The organism is Mycolicibacterium alvei, from assembly GCF_010727325.1.
Lineage (GTDB): Bacteria > Actinomycetota > Actinomycetes > Mycobacteriales > Mycobacteriaceae > Mycobacterium > Mycobacterium alvei.
In genome coordinates this window covers 2,716,221-2,737,859 of sequence record NZ_AP022565.1, presented here as the reverse complement: position 1 = coordinate 2,737,859, position 21,639 = coordinate 2,716,221, and the positions used below count along the sequence as shown (strand labels likewise).

Annotated in this window: 21 protein-coding genes; 17 read left to right on the top strand and 4 right to left on the bottom strand. The window is 66.2% G+C overall.

Annotation, left to right across the window (positions count from 1 at the left end; genetic code table 11):
- The first annotated feature begins 36 nt into the window (after positions 1 to 36).
- Both ppnP and G6N44_RS13080 read left to right on the top strand, forming a co-directional pair.
- Positions 37 to 318, top strand: a complete 282-nt coding sequence (gene ppnP, locus G6N44_RS13085; RefSeq protein ID WP_163664582.1) for a pyrimidine/purine nucleoside phosphorylase — start codon at positions 37 to 39, stop codon at positions 316 to 318.
- A gap of 137 nt (positions 319 to 455) precedes the next feature.
- Positions 456 to 941, top strand: a complete 486-nt coding sequence (locus tag G6N44_RS13080) for a TspO/MBR family protein (protein ID WP_163664580.1) — start codon at positions 456 to 458, stop codon at positions 939 to 941.
- Here G6N44_RS13080 and menJ read toward each other — a convergent pair.
- Positions 934 to 2,154 (bottom strand): menaquinone reductase MenJ, encoded by a 1,221-nt coding sequence (menJ, locus tag G6N44_RS13075; protein ID WP_163664578.1) that lies wholly within the window; start codon positions 2,152 to 2,154, stop codon positions 934 to 936. The genes G6N44_RS13080 and menJ overlap by 8 nt on opposite strands.
- Before the next feature lie 21 nt (positions 2,155 to 2,175).
- On the opposite strand from menJ, the gene grcC1 reads away from it, so the two are divergent.
- From grcC1 to G6N44_RS13060, 3 genes are all read left to right on the top strand, one after another.
- Positions 2,176 to 3,183: a nonaprenyl/(2E,6E)-farnesyl/geranylgeranyl diphosphat synthase gene (gene grcC1 / locus G6N44_RS13070; RefSeq protein ID WP_170309395.1), complete on the top strand. Its 1,008-nt coding sequence runs from the start codon at positions 2,176 to 2,178 to the stop codon at positions 3,181 to 3,183.
- Positions 3,184 to 3,257: 74 nt separating this feature from the next.
- Positions 3,258 to 4,133, top strand: a complete 876-nt coding sequence (gene htpX, locus G6N44_RS13065; RefSeq protein ID WP_163664576.1) for a zinc metalloprotease HtpX — start codon at positions 3,258 to 3,260, stop codon at positions 4,131 to 4,133.
- 194 nt (positions 4,134 to 4,327) lie between these two features.
- Positions 4,328 to 4,975 (top strand): DUF1326 domain-containing protein, encoded by a 648-nt coding sequence (locus G6N44_RS13060; RefSeq protein WP_163664575.1) that lies wholly within the window; start codon positions 4,328 to 4,330, stop codon positions 4,973 to 4,975.
- A gap of 97 nt (positions 4,976 to 5,072) precedes the next feature.
- Here G6N44_RS13060 and G6N44_RS13055 read toward each other — a convergent pair whose 3' ends face one another.
- Complete coding sequence (locus tag G6N44_RS13055) at positions 5,073 to 7,238, bottom strand: SulP family inorganic anion transporter (protein ID WP_163664572.1); 2,166 nt, start codon at positions 7,236 to 7,238, stop codon at positions 5,073 to 5,075.
- Positions 7,239 to 7,713: 475 nt separating this feature from the next.
- Here G6N44_RS13055 and G6N44_RS13050 point away from each other — a divergent pair, with 475 nt between their 5' ends.
- From G6N44_RS13050 to G6N44_RS13035, 4 genes are all read left to right on the top strand, one after another.
- Complete coding sequence (locus tag G6N44_RS13050) at positions 7,714 to 8,487, top strand: response regulator transcription factor (RefSeq protein ID WP_163664570.1); 774 nt, start codon at positions 7,714 to 7,716, stop codon at positions 8,485 to 8,487.
- Positions 8,488 to 8,494: 7 nt separating this feature from the next.
- The gene (locus G6N44_RS13045) at positions 8,495 to 10,009 is read left to right on the top strand and encodes a sensor histidine kinase (RefSeq protein WP_163664568.1); all 1,515 of its coding nucleotides are present in this window, start codon (positions 8,495 to 8,497) and stop codon (positions 10,007 to 10,009) included.
- 121 nt (positions 10,010 to 10,130) lie between these two features.
- Positions 10,131 to 10,451, top strand: a complete 321-nt coding sequence (locus G6N44_RS13040) for a hypothetical protein (protein ID WP_163664566.1) — start codon at positions 10,131 to 10,133, stop codon at positions 10,449 to 10,451.
- Positions 10,452 to 10,503: 52 nt separating this feature from the next.
- The gene (locus G6N44_RS13035) at positions 10,504 to 11,031 is read left to right on the top strand and encodes a hypothetical protein (protein ID WP_163664564.1); all 528 of its coding nucleotides are present in this window, start codon (positions 10,504 to 10,506) and stop codon (positions 11,029 to 11,031) included.
- A 13-nt stretch (positions 11,032 to 11,044) separates the two neighbouring features.
- Here G6N44_RS13035 and G6N44_RS13030 read toward each other — a convergent pair whose 3' ends face one another.
- Both G6N44_RS13030 and G6N44_RS13025 read right to left on the bottom strand, forming a co-directional pair.
- Positions 11,045 to 12,070 (bottom strand): NAD(P)H-dependent glycerol-3-phosphate dehydrogenase, encoded by a 1,026-nt coding sequence (locus G6N44_RS13030; protein WP_163664562.1) that lies wholly within the window; start codon positions 12,068 to 12,070, stop codon positions 11,045 to 11,047.
- 134 nt (positions 12,071 to 12,204) lie between these two features.
- Positions 12,205 to 12,432: a hypothetical protein gene (locus G6N44_RS13025; protein ID WP_163664559.1), complete on the bottom strand. Its 228-nt coding sequence runs from the start codon at positions 12,430 to 12,432 to the stop codon at positions 12,205 to 12,207.
- A gap of 276 nt (positions 12,433 to 12,708) precedes the next feature.
- Between G6N44_RS13025 and G6N44_RS13020 the strand changes: the two genes are divergently transcribed.
- The 8 genes from G6N44_RS13020 to G6N44_RS12985 are packed head-to-tail and all read left to right on the top strand — an operon-like array spanning position 12,709 to position 21,613.
- Positions 12,709 to 13,557 carry an MlaE family ABC transporter permease gene (locus G6N44_RS13020; RefSeq protein ID WP_179964574.1) on the top strand — a complete coding sequence of 283 codons (849 nt, stop codon included), beginning with the start codon at positions 12,709 to 12,711 and terminating at the stop codon, positions 13,555 to 13,557.
- Between the two features lies 1 nt (position 13,558).
- Positions 13,559 to 14,416: an ABC transporter permease gene (locus G6N44_RS13015; protein WP_163664555.1), complete on the top strand. Its 858-nt coding sequence runs from the start codon at positions 13,559 to 13,561 to the stop codon at positions 14,414 to 14,416.
- Positions 14,417 to 15,895, top strand: coding sequence for an MlaD family protein (locus tag G6N44_RS13010; RefSeq protein ID WP_163664553.1), 1,479 nt, complete (start codon positions 14,417 to 14,419; stop codon positions 15,893 to 15,895).
- Complete coding sequence (locus G6N44_RS13005; protein WP_163664551.1) at positions 15,892 to 16,947, top strand: MlaD family protein; 1,056 nt, start codon at positions 15,892 to 15,894, stop codon at positions 16,945 to 16,947. Before G6N44_RS13010 ends, G6N44_RS13005 begins: the two co-directional genes overlap by 4 nt.
- Positions 16,940 to 18,013 carry an MlaD family protein gene (locus G6N44_RS13000; RefSeq protein WP_163664549.1) on the top strand — a complete coding sequence of 358 codons (1,074 nt, stop codon included), beginning with the start codon at positions 16,940 to 16,942 and terminating at the stop codon, positions 18,011 to 18,013. The genes G6N44_RS13005 and G6N44_RS13000 overlap by 8 nt, the downstream gene beginning before the upstream one ends.
- The gene (locus tag G6N44_RS12995; protein WP_163664547.1) at positions 18,010 to 19,128 is read left to right on the top strand and encodes an MCE family protein; all 1,119 of its coding nucleotides are present in this window, start codon (positions 18,010 to 18,012) and stop codon (positions 19,126 to 19,128) included. The genes G6N44_RS13000 and G6N44_RS12995 overlap by 4 nt, the downstream gene beginning before the upstream one ends.
- Positions 19,125 to 20,366, top strand: coding sequence for an MCE family protein (locus G6N44_RS12990; RefSeq protein ID WP_163664545.1), 1,242 nt, complete (start codon positions 19,125 to 19,127; stop codon positions 20,364 to 20,366). Before G6N44_RS12995 ends, G6N44_RS12990 begins: the two co-directional genes overlap by 4 nt.
- A complete protein-coding gene (locus G6N44_RS12985; RefSeq protein ID WP_163664543.1) occupies positions 20,363 to 21,613 on the top strand; it encodes an MlaD family protein in 1,251 nt (416 codons plus the stop codon). The genes G6N44_RS12990 and G6N44_RS12985 overlap by 4 nt, the downstream gene beginning before the upstream one ends.
- Positions 21,614 to 21,639 lie beyond the last annotated feature (26 nt).

Genomic DNA, 21,639 nt, shown 5'->3' with positions numbered 1-21,639 from the left:
TTATCCTGGCCGCTCACCCGAATTCAAGGAGCCGCATTGTTCAAGGTCAACGAGTACTTCGGCGGCGACGTCGCATCGATCGCCTTCGCGACGCCGGAGGGCAATGCGACCGTGGGCGTCATGGCTGTCGGCGAGTACGAGTTCGGTACGTCCCGGCTCGAGATCATGCGGGTGGTCTCCGGCGCGTTGACGGTCAAGCTGCCCGGCAGCCAGGAGTGGGAGACCTTCGCAGCCGGTGGACACTTCACCGTGCCCGCCGACAGCAAGTTCCAGGTCCGTACCGAGGTCGAGACTGCCTACCTGTGTGAGTACCGCTGAGCTACCCGGTGCGACCGCCTTTCGCTTCGTCGCTTTCTACCTCCGGGCTGTCGTAAGGCGCGAAGCACAGCCCTGACGTAGAAAACGACGCGCCGCGCCTACGTGTGCGGACCGCCCGATCCGGGTAATAACCACCCATGCGACCGATCACCCTGGCCAAGACGGCCACCGCGGCACTGACCACTGCGCTCGTCGGCGGGCTGGCCAGCCGGCCCGCGCAGTCGAAGTGGTACGAACAGCTGCGCAAGCCGTCGTTTCAGCCTCCGCGACAAGCCTTTCCGATCGTCTGGCCGATCCTGTACGCGACCATCGCGGTGGTGTCGGCGCGCACGATCGACCGGTTGCGCACCGAAGGGCGCGACGACGAAGCCCGCGCGTACGCCCTGGCGCTGGGCGGCAACCTGGCCGTCAATGCCTCGTGGTCGTGGGTGTTCTTCTCGCGTCGCCAACTGGGGGCGGCGGCCGTCACCGCCGCGGCGTTGACCGTCAGCAGCGCCGACCTGACCCGGCGGGCGGTGCAGGCTCAGGGCGCTCCCGGGGCCGCCCTCACGCCGTACGCACTGTGGTGCGCCTTCGCGACGGCGCTGTCCACCCGGATCTGGATGCTCAACCGCGTCAGCTGAACGGTATGCGCTGATCCAGCCGGCGCGACGCCAGACCCGCACCCCGCCACACCCGGGCGATCCAGTCGTCGTCCTCGTCGGTCACCAGGTTGCCCATCACGCGCACGGCGACGTTCATCAGGAATTGCGACCGCATCGCCGCCGGGCCGGTGGCCGGCAGGAACCGGGGCAGCGTGAGCAGGATGGCCAGCCGGCGGGCGATCGAGAACCCCCGGGCGTAGTGGGCCTGCAGCAGGGCCGGCCAGGCGTGCGAGTAGTCGCCGGACCCGAGTAGTTCGGCCGCCAATCGGCCGGTTTCCAGCCCGTAGTCGATGCCCTCACCGTTGAGCGGGTTGATGCAGGCGGCTGCGTCGCCGACGAGCATCCAGTTCGGTCCGGCCACCCCGGACACCGCACCGCCCATCGGCAGCAGCGCCGACAGCGCGGCGCGGGGTTCCCCGGAAAATCCCCACTCCTCACGGCGCAGCTCGGTGTAATACGACAGCAGCGGCCGCAGCGCGGCGTGGGCGGGGCGTTTGGCCGTCGCCAGCGCGCCCACACCGATGTTCACCTCGCCGTTGCCCAGCGGGAAGATCCAGCCGTAACCGGGGAGCACCTGGCCTTCGGGGGAGCGCAGCTCCAGGTGCGAGGTGATCCACGGCTCGTCGGCGCGCGGCGAGGCGAGGTAGCCGCGGATGGCGGTGCCGTAGACGGTTTCCTTGTGCCACGTGCGGCCCAGCGTTCGGCCCAGGGTGGAACGGGCCCCGTCGGCCACGATCAGATGGTTGCAGCCGATCGTGGCGCCGTCGTCGAGCTGCACGGATTCGACCCGTCCACGTGAGTCATAGTTGACTCCAACGACTTTGGCGCCCAAGCGCATCTTGGCGCCGTCGTCGGCGGCGACCGAGCGGATCCGGTCGTCGAGCTCGGTCCGCGGGACCGCACTTCCGGTGGACGGGAACGACAGCCCGGGCCACGGCACCTCGACGTCGGCGCCGAATCCCGACATCCGCAGACCGTGGTGCCGGATCCGGGTGTCGAGCCACGCGCCCATGCCGAGCCGTTCCAGCTCGGCAACGGCCCGCGGCGTCAGCCCGTCGCCGCAGGATTTGTCCCGCGGGAACTGTGCCGCGTCGATCACTTGCACGTCCCGACCTGCTCGGGCCGCCCATGCGGCGGCCGCCGACCCGGCCGGTCCGGCGCCCACGACGACCACGTCTGCCTTGATATCCATTGCTCCCAGTATGTTGGACGAATGAGGACACCAGCGACTGTGGTGGCAGGCGTTGATTTTGGGGACGCGGCGTTCGCCGCCGACGTCCGGGACAGCGTCGCCAGGATCGAACAACTGATGTCTGACGAGCTGGGCAAAGCCGACGAGCTCATGGCCGAGGCGGTCCAGCATCTGTTCCAGGCCGGCGGCAAACGGTTCCGCCCGCTGTTCACCGTGCTGGCGGCGTCGCTGGGCCCCCGTCCCGACGATCCCGAGGTCGCGATCGCCGCTGCGGTGATCGAGCTGGTGCACCTGGCCACGCTGTATCACGACGACGTGATGGACGAGGCCCAGATGCGGCGCGGTGCGCCCAGCGCCAACGCCCGATGGGGAAACAACATCGCCATCCTGGCCGGCGACTACCTGTTCGCCACGGCCTCGCGGCTGGTTTCGCTGCTCGGACCCGACGCGGTGCGTGTGATTGCTGACACATTCGCCCAACTGGTGACCGGCCAGATGCGCGAGACCCGCGGTGCAGCCGAGCATGTCGATTCCGTCGACCACTACCTCAAGGTGGTGTACGAGAAGACCGCGTGCCTGATCGCCGCGTCGGGGCGGTTCGGCGCGACTTTCTCGGGTGCCGACGACGAGCAGATCGAACGGTTGCACCGGCTGGGCGGGATCGTGGGCACCGCGTTCCAGATCTCCGACGACATCATCGACATCGACAGCGATCCCGATGAATCGGGCAAGGTTCCGGGCACTGACCTGCGCGAAGGCGTGCACACCCTGCCGGTGCTGTATGCGCTGCGCGACTCGGGTCCCGATTCCGACCGGTTGCGCGAGTTGCTGGCCACGCCCGTCGAGCGTGACGAGGACGTGGCCGAGGCGCTGACCCTGCTGCGGCGGTCGAGCGGGATGGCGCGGGCCAAGGAGACGGTGGCCGAGTATGCCGCGCAGGCCCGAAACGAGTTGGCCAGCCTTCCGGCCGGGCCCGGACGTGACGCGTTGGCCACGCTTGTGGACTACACCGTCAGCCGCGACGGCTGATTCCGGAACCACTGGAGGTAACTGAGCGTTTAATCAGCGAAGGTTGCCGAGTAGTTGCCTAGGAGGAAACTGCGATGAGGTGGAATCCGCACGCGAACCGGATCAAGACATTCCTGTTGCTGGTCGGGTTTTCGGCGTTGATCGTGTTCGTCGGTTCGTTGTTCGGCCGGAACGTGATGTATCTGGCGGTGCTGTTCGCCGTCGGCATGAACGTCTACGTGTACTTCAACAGCGACAAGATGGCGTTGCGCGCGATGCACGCCCAGCCGATCACCGAGGTGCAGGCGCCCGAGATCTACCGGATCGTGCGCGAGTTGGCCACCACGGCGCATCAGCCGATGCCGCGCCTGTACATCTCCGACACCGCCAACCCGAACGCGTTCGCCACCGGTCGCAACCCGCGCAATGCCGCCGTGTGTTGCACCTCAGGCATCCTGCAGCTCCTGAACGAGCGCGAATTACGTGCGGTTCTGGGGCATGAGCTCTCCCACGTCTACAACCGCGACATCCTGATCTCGTGTGTGGCCGGCGCGATGGCGTCGGTGATCACCGCCCTGGCCAACATGGCCATGTTCGCGGGGATGGCCGGTGGTAACCGTCAAGGTACGAATCCGCTTGCCATGCTGCTGGTTTCGCTGCTGGGACCGATCGCGGCCACCGTGGTTCGGATGGCGGTGTCCCGCCAGCGGGAGTACCAGGCCGACCAGTCCGGTGCCGAATTGACCGGTGACCCACTGGCATTGGCCTCGGCGCTGCGCAAGATCGCCGGTGGTGTCGAGGCGGCGCCGCTGCCCCCGCAGCCTCAGCTCGCCGATCAGGCGCACCTGATGATCGCCAGCCCGTTCCGGGCCGGCGAGCGCATCGGCAAGCTGTTCTCGACGCATCCGCCGATGGAAGACCGGATCCGCCGCCTGGAAGACATGGCCGGCCGCGGCCCCGGCCAGTACTAGCCCCCTTTTCTTGCACCGCGAGCGTGCGTGTCTGCTGCCCGACACGCCGCTCGCGGGCAGTATTTTGCGCACCCTCACCAGGCCGCGATCGCCCGTAAATATACCCCCTAGGGGTACTTGTGCGCCCGGCGTCGGCTGTGTAGCGTTCTCTTCGTTAGATACCCCTAGGGGGTATAAATCGAAGGGAGTGAGCGATGGCCGTAGCGACGATGGATTGGCACCTGAAGGGCGATTGGTTCGATGTGTGCAGCTGCAAGCTGCCCTGCCCGTGCAGTTTCGCCCAGGAGCCCACGCACGGAGACTGCTTGTTCACCCTGGTCTGGAAGATCAGCGAAGGCCATTACGGGGAAACCGATTTGAGCGATCTCGGCGTGGTCGCGCTCGGTGAGTTCAAGGGCAACATGTGGGTCGGTGACCCGAACGCCATGATGTCGCTGATGTTCTACATCGACGACAAAGCCGACACCGATCAACGGCATGCCCTCGAGCAGATCTTCACCGGCTACGAAGGCGGGTGGCCGGGTGAATTCGGCAGCCTCATCAAGGATCTGCGCGGGATCGAATACGCGCCGATCACCTTCGAGGCCGCCGAGGATCTGGCGTACTGGCAGGCGGAGATCCCGGGCAGGGTCGATGTGCGCGTCGAGGCGTTGACGGGGCCGACGTCCGATCCGAGTCGGCGCGTCACCACCGTGAACGCGCCGGGTGCCGAAGTGGGGCCGGGGCAGGTGGCGACGTGGGGTGTGGTCACCAAGGACGAGGCCGTCGGTTTCGACTTCTCCCACGAGTACCGCGGCGGTTCGAGCAAGCACTTCCCGTTCGACTGGCGTCCGGAGGGCTGACGAGACACCGCGAGCGTGCGTGAACTGCTGCCGACACACCGTATGTCGGCCAGCAGACACGCACGCTCGCGGTGCAGGGAGGGGGCGGGGTGCAGGCCTACGCGGCGTCGGCGAGGGTCTCCATGTGGGTGGGTGTCACCCGCAACACGGCGGCGCTGGCGATGTCGTAGAACAGGCCGATCACGTTGACGCGGCGGGCCAGTGGGTGGGCCTGGAGCGTCTGCACCTGCACCGCGATGTTGACCATCGAGAGCTGATCGACCGTGCCGAAACCGGCCTCGGCCGCGGACCGGGCCACCGGGTGGCGGCCCTCGTCGAAGGCTGCGACGGACGGATCGCCATGGGCCAACCAGGATTCCAGGTGCTTGTCGCCGGCGTCGGTCTTGCCCAGCATCGCGGTCATCGCGCCGCAACTGGAGTGCCCGCAGACCACGATCGAGGAGACATTGAGCTTGTCCACAGCGAACGCGATGGCGGCTTCGATCGAGGCGTCGGTCTGGCCGGCCGGGATCATGTTGCCGACGTTGCGCACGGTGAACAGATCGCCCGGACCGCTACTGGTGATGACGTTGGGCACGACCCGCGAATCGGCGCAGGTCAGGAACAGTGTCTCGGGCCGCTGCGCGTGGGCCAACTCCTGCATGTGCGGGCGCAGCACCGGGGCGGTGCGACGGTGGTAGGCGGCCAGGCCGTGCAGCACGGACGACATCTCCTCACGCTGCCAGGAACTCCACGGCACCACGCCGGAGCGCTTGTCGAACGGGGTGAAGCCACGCATGGGCGGACCGGTGACGGCACTGCCCATCTCGACCGCGCCCACGTCGTGGATGTCGACCGTGCCGCCGGTGGCCACGTGCTGGCGCTGCCACTCTTCGAGGGTCTCGTGGGCCGCGTGGTCGAAGAAGTCGACCGACAGTTCGACGGTCACGGCGGCGCCCGAGGGCACACTGGCCAGCGCACGGGTCAGCGTGGGCAGCGACAGGAACGTGCAGGAGCCCTCGATCGCGACGCGCCAGGTGTCGGTACCGGTGGGCTCCGCGGTGATGTTGGTCCGCACCACGCGCCATACGGTCAGGGCGATGGCCAGTGCGAGTCCGATCAGCACGCCCTCGAGCAGGTTGAGGAAGACCACACCGGCCACCGTCACCCCGTATACCGCGATATCGCCTGTGCGCCGGGCGGTTTCGATGTGGGCGCGCTTGACCAGCTGGCAGCCGATGACGATCAGCAGGCCGGCCAGTGCGGCCGTCGGGATCATCTGGGCCAGGCCGGCGAACGGCACCGCGAACGCCAGGATCCACACGCCGTGCATGATCGCCGCCGCGCGGGTGCGGGCCCCGGCGGCGACGTTGGTCGAGCTGCGCACGATGACGCCGGTGACCGGGAGTCCGCCGATGGCGCCCGAGACCATGTTGGCCGTGCCCTGGCCGATCATCTCGCGGTCGAAGTTGGTGCGCGGGCCGGTGTGCAGGCGGTCCACCGACACCGCCGACAGCAGGCTCTCCACACTGGCGATCAGCGCGACGGTCAGCACGCCGGCAGCGAACGCGCCCCAGTTGCCCTCGGGCAGGCTGGGCAGGGACAGCGCATCCAGCAGGGAGCCGTTGATCTGAATCCGGCTGACATCGCCGAACACCGCCAACAGCGACAGCGCGGTGACACCGACGATGGCCACCAGCGGCCCCGGCACCTTCCTGGCCGCTGCGGGCATCCAGCGCCACCCCACCAGGATGGCGATCACCAGCGCGCCCAGGATGACGCCGTGACCGTGAGCGTTGAGCAGCTGACCTGGCAGTTCGGTGACATTGGCCCAGGCCGAGCTGTTGGAACTGCCGCCGAGCAGCACGTGGATCTGCTGCAGGGCGATGGTGATGCCGATGCCGGCCAGCATCGCGTGCACGACGACGGGAGAGATCGCGAGTGCGGCGCGCGCCACCCGACTCAGCCCGAACAGCACCTGCAGCACCCCGGCGCACACGGTGATCGCACACGTCACGGCCCAGCCGAACTGCGAGATCATGCCGGCGACCACCACGGTCAGCCCGGCCGCGGGCCCGCTGACCTGAAGCGGCGATCCGCCCAGGGCGCCGGCGATGATGCCGCCGACGACGGCCGCGATGATGCCGGCCAGTACCGGAGCGCCCGACGCCACCGCGATACCCAGCGACAACGGCAGGGCAACGAGGAACACCACCAACGAGGCCGGGAGGTCGTAACGCAGCACGGACCGGGCCCGTTCTGCGAAATCAGTGGTTTGCTGCATGGAACGCCTCCGTCTGGAGTTGGTGATACGCGGGCACGCCCCATCGCGGGCCCGGGCACAAGTTATTGACGCTGTTGTCGGTGAACAACTTCGAAAGGTGTTGGAGCACAGCCTGAAACGAGCCGTTGTCTGGACCCGTCGAAGCTGGTGACACCCAATTGCTAAGAGCGAGAATATTTATCGCTGTGTGCCGGGGCAAGGAAGTTTTGGCCATGCATAGGGAACCCAAATATTTCGAACGAGTTACCTGCCGCGAATATGCCTGGTGTGCACGGCGAATGGTCCGAATGGGAATGGCGGCTGCACCAACTGTTCACCAATTCGTTGGAAAATGTATGTATTGCAGGGTGTTTGGGTCAGATCACTTCACGTCAGCGAGGTGATGGACGTCATATCCGGCTCGTTGTCGAGGCGTTGCATTAGAACTCCATATGAACTTCGTGACAACGGTCTGTGTGATCCGCACAATGGAAACATGACGACGATGTCCGTATCTCCCCGTGCCCAGCAACCGCGGCAGGCCATCCTCGGACAGTTGCCGAAGATTCATCGGGCCGATGGATCTGCGATTCGCGTATTGCTCGTCGACGACGAGCCGGCGCTGACCAACCTCGTCAAGATGGCCCTGCACTACGAGGGCTGGGAGGTCGACGTGGCGCACAACGGCCATGACGCGGTCGCGAAGTTCGACGAGATCGAACCCGATGTCGTCGTGCTCGACATCATGCTGCCCGACATCGACGGCCTGCAGATTCTGCAGCGGGTCCGTGAGGCGGACGGCTACACGCCCACGCTGTTCCTGACGGCCCGGGATTCGGTGCTGGACCGGGTGTCCGGCCTGACCGCCGGCGCCGACGACTACATGACCAAGCCGTTCAGCCTCGAGGAACTGGTCGCCCGGTTGCGAGGGCTGTTGCGCCGGTCCAGCCACACCATGCCGCCGGCCGACGAGACCCTCAAGGTGGGGGATATGGTGCTCGACGGGGCCAGCCGAGAGGTTACCCGCGGCGGCGAGCCGATCAACCTGACCGTGACCGAGTTCGAGCTGCTGCGCTACCTGATGCGCAACCCCCGTCGGGCGCTCAGCCGCGCCGAGATCCTCGACCGGGTGTGGAACTACGGGTTCGGCGGGAAGTCCAGCATCGTCGACCTCTACATCTCCTACCTGCGCAAGAAGGTCGACACCGATCGCGAGGCGATGATCCACACGGTGCGCGGGGTCGGCTACATGTTGCGGCCCGCCTCGTGATCCGTTGATGCCACCCAGACTGTGGGGACCGCGCTCGCTGCGCAGACGATTGGTGCTGGGGGTGAGCGCGATCGTCTCCGTGGCGCTGTTCGCCGTCGGGGCTCTGTCGGTGTACAGCCTGCACACCTATGTGACGACGATGAGCGACACCGAGGTGTCACGATCCTTGGCGGCGTTCAGCCATTCGCTGGAGAAGTGGCGCGAAAGCCAGGGCGGCCACGAGATCACCGCGGACACCCGGGCGCTCACCGCGTTCGTCGGGCAGGCTCCCGGCAATCTGATCGCGGTGCTGCACGACGGTGAGGTGATCCAGTCGGCCGTTTTCTCCGACGGGGAGCCGCACCCGGCGCCGGCGGAGGTGACCCGCGCGCTCGACACGCACAACTGGATCGACGAGCGTCCCCGCACGGTGAAGCTTCCGGTCCTCGGCGCCTATCGGTTGGCCAGCCAGCCGTCGGGCACCGGCGATGTGCTGGTGTCGGGGGTGTCGCTGGACAGCGCGAACCTGGTGATCGCCCGCAAGACCGTGACGGTCGCGGTGATGATCGTGATCGCGCTGATCGTCACCGCGTTGGGCACCATCGCGGTGGTCCGGATCGCCCTGCGGCCGTTGAGCCGGGTGGCCGCGACCGCGGCGAAGGTGGCGACGTTGCCGTTGGACGGAGCCGACCATCGCATCACCACCCGGGTCCGCGACAAGGACACCGATCCGGACACCGAGGTCGGCCTGGTGGGTGACACGCTGAACCGGCTGCTGACCAATGTCGACAGCGCACTGGCCGCGTTGTCCGCCTCCGACCGGCGCACCCGGCAGTTCCTCACCGATGCCAGCCATGAGTTGCGGACCCCGCTGGCGGCGATCCAGGGGTATGCCGAGTTGACCCGGCAGGACAGTGCCAACCTGCCGCCGACCACCGAATACGCGCTGGCTCGCATCGAGGCCGAGGCGCGTCGGATGACGGGTCTGGTCAGTGACCTGCTGCTGTTGTCTCGCCTGGGCGAGGGGCAGGAACTCGAGACCGACGACATCGACCTGAGTGATCTGGCGGTGGATGCGGTGAACGACGTGGCGGTGGGTGCGCCCGAGCATCACTGGGTGGCCGAGCTGCCCGACGATCCGTTGTGGGTACGCGGGGACCTGGCCCGGCTGCATCAGGTGCTCAGCAATCTTTTGACGAATGCCCGGATACACACGCCGCCCGGCGTGACCGTCACCATTGCATTGACCGAGGCCGGCGAATTTGCAGAATTGACGGTGACCGACGACGGCCCGGGAATTGATTCCGAATTATTGCCGAACCTTTTCGGCAGGTTTGTCAGGGCGGATAAATCGCGGTCGCGGGAATTGGGTAGTACCGGGTTGGGGTTGGCGGTCGTGGCCTCTATCGTTCAGGCCCACGACGGCACCGTCGCGGTGGCCTCGAAGCCTGGTTGCACCGTGTTTACCGTGCGTATTCCGCTGGCCCGTGCGGCTGAGCCGGAGGGCGCTGCCGGCCGCCCCAAGAATATGAATTCGGCCTGAATTTCCTTTGTCGGTCCGCCGTATGCGTGAATTCGTATGCGTTCAATATGAGTTGATGGACCCCGGTGAATTAGCTCCCTAGGCTGGTACTACCTCAACAAGGGAAAGGCCGGGTAATTCAATGATGAACATCTGGGAAAATATTGCCGCTGCCACCATGGGGATGGGCCTGGCCGTTGGTGCGTTGGCGTTGGCCGGCCCGGCTGCCGCGGCACCGAGTGGCACGGGTTCGGCGCAGCAGACGATCAAGCAACTGGAAGACGAGGGCTACCGCGTCATCCTGTCCCGCGTCGGCAGCGGCTCGATCGGCGACTGCAACGTCAAGGCGGTCCGCCCCGGCCGTGACATCACCGAACTCAAGGCCGCACCGCGGGGCAACACCGAGGAGCGGGTCCGTTACACCACGGTGTACGTCGACCTCACCTGCGGCGAGGGCAAGTAGCCGCGGCCCCGGAGCGGTGGACCGCGCCATCGCCCCGGGTTAGGGTGGCGGCGTGTTGAGCAGAGCGGTGTTTGGCCTGGTGAGTGTCGCGGGGGCGGCAGTGATGAGCGTGGTGTTGACGTCGCCAGGGGTGGCGCAAGCCGACCCTGCGCCGGCTCCCGCCGTCCCCAACGTCAACGCCTACCCGCCGGTCAAGACCTCCGAATACGCGGTGCTGGACAAGACCTGGTACGCGTTCAGCATCCTCGATGGCATCACCTGCGTGATTCAGCGCAATGGCAGCTACGGCTGTAGTGGACCGATCCCGGCCGCGCCCAACGGAGCCAACCTGGTCAGCGGCGGGCCGGGAGTGCCCGGGTTCGCCAGCTCACCGGCCCCGGTGTTCGCCGTCGTCGAGAATCCCAAGCCGTTGCCGCCGAACTCACGGCTCAGTTATCAGACGGTGAGCTGCGGCACCGACGGCGTGACGACGTCGTGCGTCGACGGACGCAATCAGTCGGGCTTCGTGATCAGCCCTTCGGGCAGCTTCGTCATCGGTGAGCAGGAATCGGACTTCAAGCCCACCTTCCAGATCGGCTGAGGCTCAACGGTTTTCAGAAGCCCACGCCGTGCACCTCATGGCCCGGTTTCTCGATCATCAGCCCCTTGTAGGCGTCCTCGACGGTGCAGCCGTGGTTGATCACCGCGTCCACTTCGCGGGCGATCGGCATGTTCAGCCCGTAAGCATCGGCGAACTCCATGACCACGCTGGCGGCCTTGACCCCCTCGGCGACCTGGTTCATCGAGGCGATGATCTCCTCGATCGTCTTGCCCGAGCCCAGTTGCTCGCCGACGTGGCGGTTGCGGCTGCGTTGACTGGTGCAGGTGACGATGAGGTCGCCCATGCCGGCCAGACCGGCGAAGGTGTCGCGGTGTCCGCCCATCGCCTCGCCGAGTTTGGACATCTCCCGGATCGCCCGGGCCATCACCATGGCGCGGGTGTTCTCCCCGATCCCCAGTGAATAGCCCATGCCGACGGAGATGGCGTAGACGTTCTTGAGCGCCCCGGCCATCTCCACACCCACCACGTCGTCGGTGGTGTAGGTACGAAAACGCTTGGTGCGGAACAACTGTGCCAGGTTCGCGGCCAGATTCTGGTCGGGCATGGCCAGCACGGCGGCGGCGGCATAGCCTTCGGCGACCTCGCGGGCGATGTTCGGCCCGGCCAGGATGCCCGCCGGATGTCCGGGCAGCACCTCGTCGACGATCTCGCTCATCCGCTTGTTCGTGCCCTGCTCCAGGCCTTTGACCAGGGAGACCACCGGCACCCACGGGCGCAGCTCAAGGGCCAGTTCGGTGAGTACCCCACGGAAGCCGTGCGACGGTACACCCATCACGATCACATCGGCGCAGTTGGCCGCCTCGTGGAAATCGTTGGTGGCCTTGAGGGTTTCGGGCAGGGCGACCTCGTCGCCCAGGTAGCGCGAGTTGCGGTGGTTGTCGTTGATGTCCTTGGCGGTCTCCTCCGAGCGCACCCACTGCAAGGTCGGTCCGCGCCGGGCACAGATGGAGGCGACGGTGGTGCCCCAGGATCCTCCGCCGAGGACGACGACGTTGGGTTCGCGTTGCGCTGGTGCCATGGCGACCAGAGTATTGCCGAGACACGGTTGCTGAGCGCAAGTTGTGGAACTGGGTCTGCGGGCGGCCAAGATCCCGGTGCGCGGCGACCAAGATTGCGCGAGATATTGCGAAACCCGACTGACATCGCCTGTAGTCAGTAGACTTCGGCGCAGCGGCGCGCCACGTATCGGGCGTCACCCGACGGAGCAAATTCGGCAACGATTTCGGTGGTTTCGCGACGATCGGCAAAGTTAACGCCCATCCCGGTTGCGGATTCCTTTGTGAGTTCGTCCGCGGGGCGCGAATTCGGACCGAACGGGATGCCGATACTTACTTCAACGTCAATACTCGGGGTGTCCGCGACGCGCTGAATCCGCTGCATTTACATGTGTTACGAGAAATGGCACGCCCCGCGACAGCACGATGCCGTGGAGGGGGCGGGGTGGCGGCGACGACGACGGATTTGCCGGCAATTGATGAGCCAACCTCCATAAGTGAATGACAATTCGGCAAAACATTGACGGGGGACGAGCGCCGACGATACGGTGCCAACCACTGCGAGTTATCCGGCCGGTGGTGGCCATATCTCGGCCCGGGGAGGTTGATCTGTGTTCGTTCTGCTGCTTAACGAGAGAGGGTGACGGCGCCGCCGGAGAGCATGGCTGACGATGTCGAACCGCAACGGGGAATCGACGCCATCGAGAATTGGGCCACCGGCTATGCCCGGCGTCATCCGCTGGCGTCGCTCGCCACGGTCGGGGACCAGTTCGTGCTCGGTGTCCGGACCATCCAGATCCTGTTCCTCGACCTTCTGACAGGCCGATTCCAATGGCAGGAGTTCGTCCGCCAGGGTGCTTTCATGGCCGGCACGGCCGTGCTCCCCACGATTCTGGTGGCCCTGCCGATCGGCGTCACCCTCTCCATTCAGTTCGCGCTGCTGGCGGGTCAGGTCGGTGCGACGTCACTGGCCGGTGCGGCCAGCGGTCTGGCAGTGATCCGGCAGGCCGCATCGTTGGTCGCGGCGGTGCTGATGGCCGCCGCGGTCGGGTCGGCGATCACCGCCGACCTCGGTTCACGGACCATGCGCGAGGAAACCGACGCCATGGAGGTCATGGGTGTCTCGGTGATCCAGCGTCTGGTCGTGCCGCGCTTCGTCGCCGCGATCATGATCGGCGTCGCACTCACCGGGGTGGTGTGCTTCGTCGGCTTCCTTGCGAGCTTCCTGTTCAACGTCTACTTCCAGAACGGCGCCCCCGGCAGCTTCGTGGCCACCTTCGCCTCGTTCGCCACCACCGGCGACATGATCGTCGCGCTGCTCAAGGCGGTGATCTTCGGCGCCATCGTCGCCGTGGTGTCGTGCCAGAAGGGGCTGTCCACCAAAGGCGGCCCGACCGGCGTCGCGAACTCGGTGAACGCGGCAGTGGTGGAATCTATTCTGTTGCTGATGGTGGTCAACGTCGCGATCAGCCAGCTCTACATCATGTTGTTCCCCCGGGTCGGGCTGTGACATGACAGCTTCGACATTCGTCCCCCCGTTGCTCGCACCGTTCGTGCGGCTGTACAAACGTGTCTCCAAGCCACTGATGCGCTTGGGCCACATGATGGTGTTCTTCGTCCGGGCGGTGGCGGCCGTGCCCGTCGCGTTGCGGCACTACCGCGGAGAATTCGTCCGCCTGCTCTCCGATATCGCCTGGGGCAACGGCTCACTGGTGGTGGGCGGCGGAACCGTCGGGGTGGCGGTGGTGCTGGGCATCACCGTGGGTGCACTCGTCGGGATCGAGGGATACAACTTCCTCGATCTGCTCGGTCTCGGCCCGGCCACCGGCATAATCTCGTCGCTGGTGAACACGCGCGAGCTGGCGCCGATCGCCGCCTCACTGGCCTTCGCAACCCAGGCCGGTTGCCGGTTCACCGCACAGCTGGGGTCGATGCGGATCGCCGAAGAGATCGATGCGCTCGATGCCATCGCCATCCGCCCGATCCCGTACCTGGTCACCACCCGGCTGATGGCCGCGGTGGTCGCGGTGATCCCGCTCTATGCCCTCTGCCTGGCGGTGAGCTACCTGACCACGCAGGCGGTCGTGTATCTGATCAGCGGCGGCTCCAGCGGCTCCTATCTGCACTACTTCACCCTCATGCTCTCCGGGCCCGACATCCTCTACTCGGTGCTCAAGGCTGTCATCTTCGTGTGGATAGCCTCCACCGTGCAGTGCTACTACGGGTTCTACGCCTCGGGTGGACCGGTGGGGGTCGGGGTGGCAGCCGGCCACGCCATGCGGGCCAGCATCACGGTGGTGATCATCGTCAACATGTTGCTCACCATGGCGCTGTGGACGGTCGATTCGGGAGCGAGGTTCGGCGGCTAGATGGGTAACTCGCTGGAAACCGACGGGCGTGGGCCATCCGACCAACAGCTGATCGGCTGTGGCGCAGTGGTTCTCGTTGTATCGGCGTTGATTTCGACGTTTCTTCTGGTGAAGGCGACCGGAAAGCTGGACGGCCGGGTGCCGGTGGTGGCCGCCCTGATGAACGTCGGTGACGGGCTGCCGCAGCGGTCGGACGTGAAGTACCACGGCGTGCTCGTCGGGATGGTCGACGACGTCGTTCCGGCGGCGAACGGCGATCCGAACTTCGTCCACATCGACCTCAAACCCGAATACGCCGGCTCCATCCCGAGCACGGTGACTGCACGTGTGGTGCCCAGCAACGTGTTTGCGGTCTCCTCGGTGCAACTCGTCGATAGGGGCTCGGGCGCACCGATCGCCGCGGGGGCCCAGATCCCCGAGGACACCGAACTGCCGACGGTGCTGTTCCAGACCACGATCAGCAAGCTGCGCGACGTACTGGCCGCCACCGGGCGCGGGCGGGAGGACAAGACGGTGGGCGTCCTGGCCGCCGTGAACGCCGCGACCGAGAATCGTCGTCACGAATTACTCGCCAGCGGAGCGCAATTGAATCGGCTGGTCGACCAGCTCGACTCGGTGGTGGCCACCGAACCCGGACCGACCACGGTGTCCGCGCTGATCGAGGCGACCCAGGGGCTGCAGCAGACCGCGCCCGATCTGCTCGATGCCCTGCACAAGGCTGTGCAGCCGATGCAGACCCTGGTCGAGCAACGCTCACAGTTGAACACGATGATCAACGGCGGGATCAACACCGTGGGGACCGCGCACACCGCGCTGGACAACCACACCGATCAACTCGTCAAGACCACGGCGAACCTCACCCCGGTGGTGGGTGTGCTGGCTCAGATGCACAACAACTGGGTGCCGGCCTTCGTCAAACTCAACACGTTGTCGGACAAGTTCTTCGAGCACGTCTGGCTACCAGAGGTCGACACCGGCAACATGCGGGTCAACCTGTCGCTGACCCCGAGCTACGCCTACACCCGGGCGGACTGCCCGCAGTACGGCAAGCTCAAGGGCCCCAGCTGCTTCACCGCCCCGCTGGTGCCGACCCGCCCGAACCTCCCGGATGTGTTGCTGCCGCAGAACTATCAGCCGCCGGCCGATCTGGCGCCGCCGGCCGGAACGGTGCTGGGCCCCAACGGGAATCTCGTCGCGGTCGGCCCCCCGTTGGTCAACCCGAACCCGAACCTGGCCGACCCGAATCCGCCGCTGCCACCGTGGATGCCGCCGGCCGGGCCGGTGCCGGGGACCGCTAACCCCGCCGTGGCGCCGACCCCGCCCCCGCCGGTGCCGCTGTCACCGGTCGCGCCGGTCGCGCCACGGCCCTGGGACGCGCCTCCCGCCGGTGCGCCCGCGCCGGGCCCCGCCGGTCCGTTGCTGCCCGCCGAGGCCGCACCGGCTGCCGCACAATCTGTTCCAGGAGAGGGAGGCCAATGAAATACCGCGGTGCGGCGATCGGCCTGTCGTTGTTCATGGTGGTCGCGCTTACCCTGACCTGGCTGGTCTACGTCACGTTGCGCCGTGACGTGGCGGGCAAGACGGTGCCGTATGCGGCGATGTTCTCCGATGTGTTCGGCCTGCGCGAAGGCGACGACGTCCGGATGGCCGGGGTGCGGGTCGGCCGCGTCGAGAAGATCGAACTGCAGGGCCCGTTGGCCAAGGTGTCGTTCGTGGTGCAGGACAACCAGCCGATGTACGGACGGACCGTCGCCTCGGTGACCTACCAGAACATCGTCGGGCAGCGGTACCTCGGCCTGTCGCTGGGCAATATCGGTGACCCGGGCCCCCTGGCGGCCGGCAGCACGATCCCGTTGGAGCAGACCGATCCGTCGTTCGACGTGGGTGCCCTGCTCAATGGCTACGAGCCGTTGTTCAGTGTGCTGGACCCCCGCGCCGCCGACAATCTCACCCAGGGCGTGATCTCCTCGCTGCAGGGTGACAACGCCTCGATCGTGGCGCTCGTCGACCAGACCTCGAAGTTCACCGAATCCTTCGCCGGCCGGGATCAGGAACTCGGCGACGTGATCAACAGCCTGAACACGGTGGCCAAGAACCTGGCCGACCACAACGACAGCCTGGATGAGGTGATCACCCAGACCCGGAGCATGGTCACCACCTTCGATGCCCGCCGGCCCGAGATGGTGGATTCAATGGGTTCGATCTCCAAGGTGGTGCAACAGTTGTCGACCATCAGCGATGAGGTGTACCCGTCGCTGAACGAGCTCGTGACCCGGCAGCCCGGGTTCGCCGCGCACATGGTGGGCATCGAACCGCAGCTGGCGTTCACCGGAGCCAATCTGCCGTTGCTGCTCAAGGGATTCGCCCGGATCACCAACGAGGGCGCCTACGCCACCACCTATGCGTGCGACCTGAACGCGACCGGATTCTTCCCGGGCCTCAACGACGTCACTCCCATCATCGTCAACGCGGCAACCCCGGGGAACAAGGCGCAGTACACGCCCAAGTGCAGGAACCTGGCCAATGGTTGAGCAACCGAACAACACCGAGACCCCGACGGCACCGCAGAAGCCGAAGAAGAGGCGTCGTCCACTCGAGAGCTACAACCGGACGTGGCTCGGGATCATCGCGATCGCCGTGGTGGGCGCGCTGATCGGGGCGATGCTGATCGTCAAGCTTGCCGACGTCGGCTACCGGGAGTACACCGCGCGGTTCCAGCAGGCCGCGGCGCTCAAGTCGGGTAACCCGATCACCGTTGCCGGCATGCCGGTGGGCGAGGTGAAGCGCATGAAGCTGGCCGGTGACCACGTCGAGGCCACCCTCAAGGTGCGTGACGACGTTCCGCTCGGAAAGGACTCCCGGGCCGTCATCAAGATCACCACGATCTTGGGCTCGCGGTATCTGGCCCTGCAGCCCGCGGGTTCGGGTTCCCTGCCCGACAACACCTTTGACCTCACCCACACCGAGGTGCCGTATGACCTGCAGGAAGCGTTGGGGGACGTCACCACCACCTTCGAGCAGGTCGACTCCGACAAGTTCGCCCAGACGCTGAGCGTCCTGGGCAAGCAGATGGAGGGTCTGCCTGCGGTGGTGCCGCAGGCCCTGCAGAACACCCACACGCTGGCCACCATCATCGCCGACCGGCGCGACCAGTTGGGTTCCCTGCTGGAAACCACCGATGTGGTCAGCAAGACGCTGCGCCGCCAGCAGGCCACGATCGGCAACCTGGTCAACCAGGGCAACGATCTGCTCGGAGAATTCGTCATGCGCCGGGCGTCATTTCAGGCCATGCTGGCGTCGCTGACCGACCTGGTCCAGACGCTGAACGACATCGTGGTCGACGACCGGCCGCAGCTGGAGAAGCTGCTCACCGATCTGCGCAGCCTGTCCGACATGCTCGGCCAGCATGACGATCTGCTGCGCAGCACGCTGCAGTCGGCCCCGATCGCCCTGCGTGGCCTCGCCAATGCCACCGGCAACGGCAACGCGGGTGAGATGCACGTCGGCAACGGGTTGCTGATCGACTCCTGGATGTGTGCGATCAGTGGTCGAGCCAAGCAGTTCAACATGCTCCAGTACTACAAGGACTGCAAATGAGCCTGATCAAGAGCAAGGTTTTCGCACTGTGCGTGGCCGGTGTGGTGCTGGTCGCTGCGGTCGCCGGCGTCGGCTGGTGGTTCCTCAAGGACCGGACCAACACGATTTCCGTGACGGCCCAGTTCGACAGTGCGGCAGGGCTTTACGAGGGAAATACGGTCGCCGTGCTCGGTATGCAGGTGGGTAAGGTCACCAAGATCACGCCCAAGGGCAATTACGTCGAGGTCGAGTTCACCGTCGACAAGGACGTCTCGGTTCCGGCCGACGTCCAGGCGGTCACCATCTCGAACTCGATTCTCACCGACCGCCAGATCGAGCTGACCCCGGCCTACCGGGGCGGACCGACTTTGCGCAATCACGACACCATCGGCCTGAACCGCACCAGGACCCCCATCGAGTTCGCCCGGGTGCTCGACGTTCTGGACAAGTTGTCGGCCTCGCTGAAGGGCGACGGCAAGGGCGGCGGACCGCTGGCCGACGTCGTCAATGCCAGTGCCGCGATCGCCGACGGCAACGGACAACAGATGAAGGACGCCCTCGGTGAACTGTCGAACGCGTTGCGACTCAGTTCCGATCGTGGGGCAGTGACCCGGGACCAGCTCACCACGATCGTGCGCAACTTGAGCTCACTGTTCGACGCCGCCGCTCGCAACGACGCCACGCTGCGCGAGTTCGGTTCGTCAGTGCGTCAGATCAGCCAGATCCTGGCCGACGAGAATCTCGGCAGCGGCACCACCGGCAAGAAGATCAACGAGGTGGTCACCCAGGTGGGCGAGGTGCTGCAGACCCACCGCGACGAGGTGAAACAGATTGTCCTCAACGGCAACACCGCGCTGACCACGACGGTGGACATGCGGCGTGAGATCGCCGAGTTCCTCGATGTGGCCCCGCTGACGCTGGACAACGTCTACAACATCGTCGACCAGAAGAATGGCGCGGCGCGGGCACATGTCCTCGTGGACAAGGTGCTGTTCGATTCGCAGACCGTCAAAGAGGTCTGCAACATGATGGGACTGCGGCAGTTGGGATGCAGCACCGGAACAATCCAGGATTTCGGTCCCGACTTCGGGCTTTCCTACATCCTCGACGGCATGGCGGCGATGGGGCAGAAATGATCAGACCGGTGCGTAAATGCGTTCTGCCCGTGGTGATGACGGCATGTCTGACGGTCTCGGGCTGCGCCTCCGAAGGCCTGGCCAGCCTGCCGTTGCCGGCTCCGGGAGTCGGCTCCGGTGGCTACAAGCTGACCGCGGTGTTCTCGAATGCCTTGAACCTGCCGGCCAACGCCAAGGTGAAGTTGGCCGGTGCCGACGTGGGTGAACTCGATTCGATGGTGGCCAAGAACTACACCGCGGTGACCACCCTGCGCATCATGGACGGCGTCCGTCTGCCCCGTGGCACCACGGCCGAATTGCGTTCGGCGACACCGCTGGGCGACGTGTTCGTCTCGGTCAAACCGCCGAGCCCGGTCGACGCGAACGCCCCGCTCCTCAAGGACGGCGACACGATCGGCCTGGACGACACCCGCGCCGCGGCGACCGTGGAATCCCTGCTGGGCTCGGCGGCGATCCTGGTCAACGGCGGTGCGGTACGCAACTTCACCAACATCATCAACGGAATGGGCAAGGCCACCGGCGATCAGGGGCAGGCGTTCGGCAATCTCATCTCCAAGACCAACCACACCCTGGGCACCCTGAACGCGCGCTCCGACCAGCTGTCGACCGCGATGACCGAGACCTCGCGGTTGTTGAAGAAGATCGATGAGAAGAACCAGGCGGTCGGTGAGCTGATGGATGCGGCCGCGCCGGCCACCGACACGCTGGCCGAGCAGACCACGAAGATCGCCGACCTGATCACCCAGGTCGGCGACACCTCTGCGCAATTGCGCAAGTTCCCGTCCATCGCGGGGACCGACACCAGCGGACGTAGCGTGATCGCCGATGCGAACACGGTGGCGGGCGCCTGGAACGATGTGGCGCTGGCCCCGGATACCTCGCTGTACGCGCTCAACCGCCTGATGCCGCCGTTGGTCAAAGCGTCGTCCGGTAGCGGTCTTTCGGTGCGCGCCAGCATGGACCGGCTGATTCTCGGCTCGATTCCCGATATCGGATTCGCCGGTGATGCGGGATTGCACGGCCCCAAGCGCTACAACTGGCATCAGTTGGTCGGCTCGCTGCAGTACACGTTGTTGCGGCTCCAGGAACGGGTCGTCGGTCGTGGCCCTGCGGTGCCGCAGATGCCGGTGATCCCCAGTCCGACCGAGCCCGGCCAGATCATTCCGGCTCCTGAAGCTCCCCCCGAGGCACCGCCCGGTCCGCCGCCCGCGCCCGCATCGGCGGAGGCGCCGCGATGATCAACGCTGTTGCGGATTCCGTGGTCGGCGTCGTCCGGGCCGGGTATCGGCGTCGTTCCTGGCTTTCGGCGGGTGCGCTGGTGATGACCCTGGTGGTGGCCGCCGCCTACCTGATGATCGGGGCGCTGCGGGTCCAACCCTTCGCCTCCGACTACCGCATCACCATCGAGTTGCCGGAATCCGGCGGCCTGCTGCCCAATCAGGACGTCACCATGCGGGGCGTGCGGGTCGGGAAGGTGGAACGGCTCGACATCACGCCGTCCGGCGTCAACGCGGTGGTGAACGTGAGCTCGGCAGTGTCGATCCCGAAGGCCAGCGATGTGCGGGTGTCGGGGTTGTCGGCCGCCGGTGAGCAGTACGTCGACTTCGTCGCGGACAGCAATGACGGGCCGTTCCTGTCGGACGGCAGTGTGATCGGCCTGGGCAGGGCCACCGTGCCGGTCACCCTGGCCGAGTTGCTCGCCGACGCCGACGGTGCACTGGCCCAACTCGAACCCGACAAGCTCGAAGTGATCCGCCGGGAACTGAGCATGTCGAAAGCCGGCCCCGGCAAGCTCGCCGACGTCATCGATGGCGGCACCTTCCTCCTCTCGACGCTGGATTCGGTGCTGCCCGAGACGGTGAGCACGCTGCGCAACAGTCGGGTGGTGCTCAACCTGATGTCCGACAAGAACGCCGGCATCGAGGTGGCATCGGACAATCTGAGCTCGACGTTCGACGGCGTGAACACGATGCGGGACGGCTTCCGCAGGCTGACGAATCAGACCCCCGCCACGTTGAACGCCGTGGACAACTTGTTCACCGACAACTCCGACACCATGGTGCAACTGCTCGGAAGCCTCGCCAGCACATCGCAATTGCTGTACCTGCGGGTGCCGGCGCTGAGTTCGCTGTTCCCGAGCTACCGCACCTCGATGCTCGATGCACTGGGTAGCGCCATGCACGACAACGGGCTGTGGGTGACGGCAGACCTCTACCCGCGCTATACCTGCGACTACGGGACACCGCGCCGGCCTCCGGGATCGGCGGACTACCCGGAGCCCTATATGTACACCTACTGCCGCGACGACCACCCCGGTGTCCTGGTCCGCGGTGCCAAGAATGCGCCGCGTCCGGCAGGTGACGACACCGCGGGCCCGCCGCCCGGGGCCGATCTCGGGCGGACCACCGACCCGACACCCAAGGGGCGCTACACCATTCCCACGCCCTACGGCGGTCCGACGCTGCCGATCGAACCGCCCCGCTAATCCACCCAACCTCACCAAGGAGATGA

What these genes read in the sequence shown, in the direction of transcription:
- grcC1 (WP_170309395.1), top strand. Translation starts at nt 2,176, where the DNA reads ATGAGGACACCAGCGACTGTGGTGGCAGGCGTTGATTTTGGGGACGCG.
- G6N44_RS13010 (WP_163664553.1), top strand. Translation starts at nt 14,417, where the DNA reads ATGGGTAACTCGCTGGAAACCGACGGGCGTGGGCCATCCGACCAACAG.
- G6N44_RS13060 (WP_163664575.1), top strand. Translation starts at nt 4,328, where the DNA reads ATGGCCGTAGCGACGATGGATTGGCACCTGAAGGGCGATTGGTTCGAT.
- G6N44_RS13040 (WP_163664566.1), top strand. Translation starts at nt 10,131, where the DNA reads ATGATGAACATCTGGGAAAATATTGCCGCTGCCACCATGGGGATGGGC.
- G6N44_RS13005 (WP_163664551.1), top strand. Translation starts at nt 15,892, where the DNA reads ATGAAATACCGCGGTGCGGCGATCGGCCTGTCGTTGTTCATGGTGGTC.
- G6N44_RS13015 (WP_163664555.1), top strand. Translation starts at nt 13,559, where the DNA reads ATGACAGCTTCGACATTCGTCCCCCCGTTGCTCGCACCGTTCGTGCGG.
- htpX (WP_163664576.1), top strand. Translation starts at nt 3,258, where the DNA reads ATGAGGTGGAATCCGCACGCGAACCGGATCAAGACATTCCTGTTGCTG.
- G6N44_RS13050 (WP_163664570.1), top strand. Translation starts at nt 7,714, where the DNA reads ATGACGACGATGTCCGTATCTCCCCGTGCCCAGCAACCGCGGCAGGCC.
- menJ (WP_163664578.1), bottom strand. Translation starts at nt 2,154, where the DNA reads ATGGATATCAAGGCAGACGTGGTCGTCGTGGGCGCCGGACCGGCCGGG.
- G6N44_RS12985 (WP_163664543.1), top strand. Translation starts at nt 20,363, where the DNA reads ATGATCAACGCTGTTGCGGATTCCGTGGTCGGCGTCGTCCGGGCCGGG.
- G6N44_RS13080 (WP_163664580.1), top strand. Translation starts at nt 456, where the DNA reads ATGCGACCGATCACCCTGGCCAAGACGGCCACCGCGGCACTGACCACT.
- G6N44_RS12995 (WP_163664547.1), top strand. Translation starts at nt 18,010, where the DNA reads ATGAGCCTGATCAAGAGCAAGGTTTTCGCACTGTGCGTGGCCGGTGTG.
- G6N44_RS13045 (WP_163664568.1), top strand. Translation starts at nt 8,495, where the DNA reads ATGCCACCCAGACTGTGGGGACCGCGCTCGCTGCGCAGACGATTGGTG.
- G6N44_RS12990 (WP_163664545.1), top strand. Translation starts at nt 19,125, where the DNA reads ATGATCAGACCGGTGCGTAAATGCGTTCTGCCCGTGGTGATGACGGCA.
- G6N44_RS13020 (WP_179964574.1), top strand. Translation starts at nt 12,709, where the DNA reads ATGGCTGACGATGTCGAACCGCAACGGGGAATCGACGCCATCGAGAAT.
- G6N44_RS13055 (WP_163664572.1), bottom strand. Translation starts at nt 7,238, where the DNA reads ATGCAGCAAACCACTGATTTCGCAGAACGGGCCCGGTCCGTGCTGCGT.
- G6N44_RS13025 (WP_163664559.1), bottom strand. Translation starts at nt 12,432, where the DNA reads ATGCAGCGGATTCAGCGCGTCGCGGACACCCCGAGTATTGACGTTGAA.
- G6N44_RS13030 (WP_163664562.1), bottom strand. Translation starts at nt 12,070, where the DNA reads ATGGCACCAGCGCAACGCGAACCCAACGTCGTCGTCCTCGGCGGAGGA.
- G6N44_RS13000 (WP_163664549.1), top strand. Translation starts at nt 16,940, where the DNA reads ATGGTTGAGCAACCGAACAACACCGAGACCCCGACGGCACCGCAGAAG.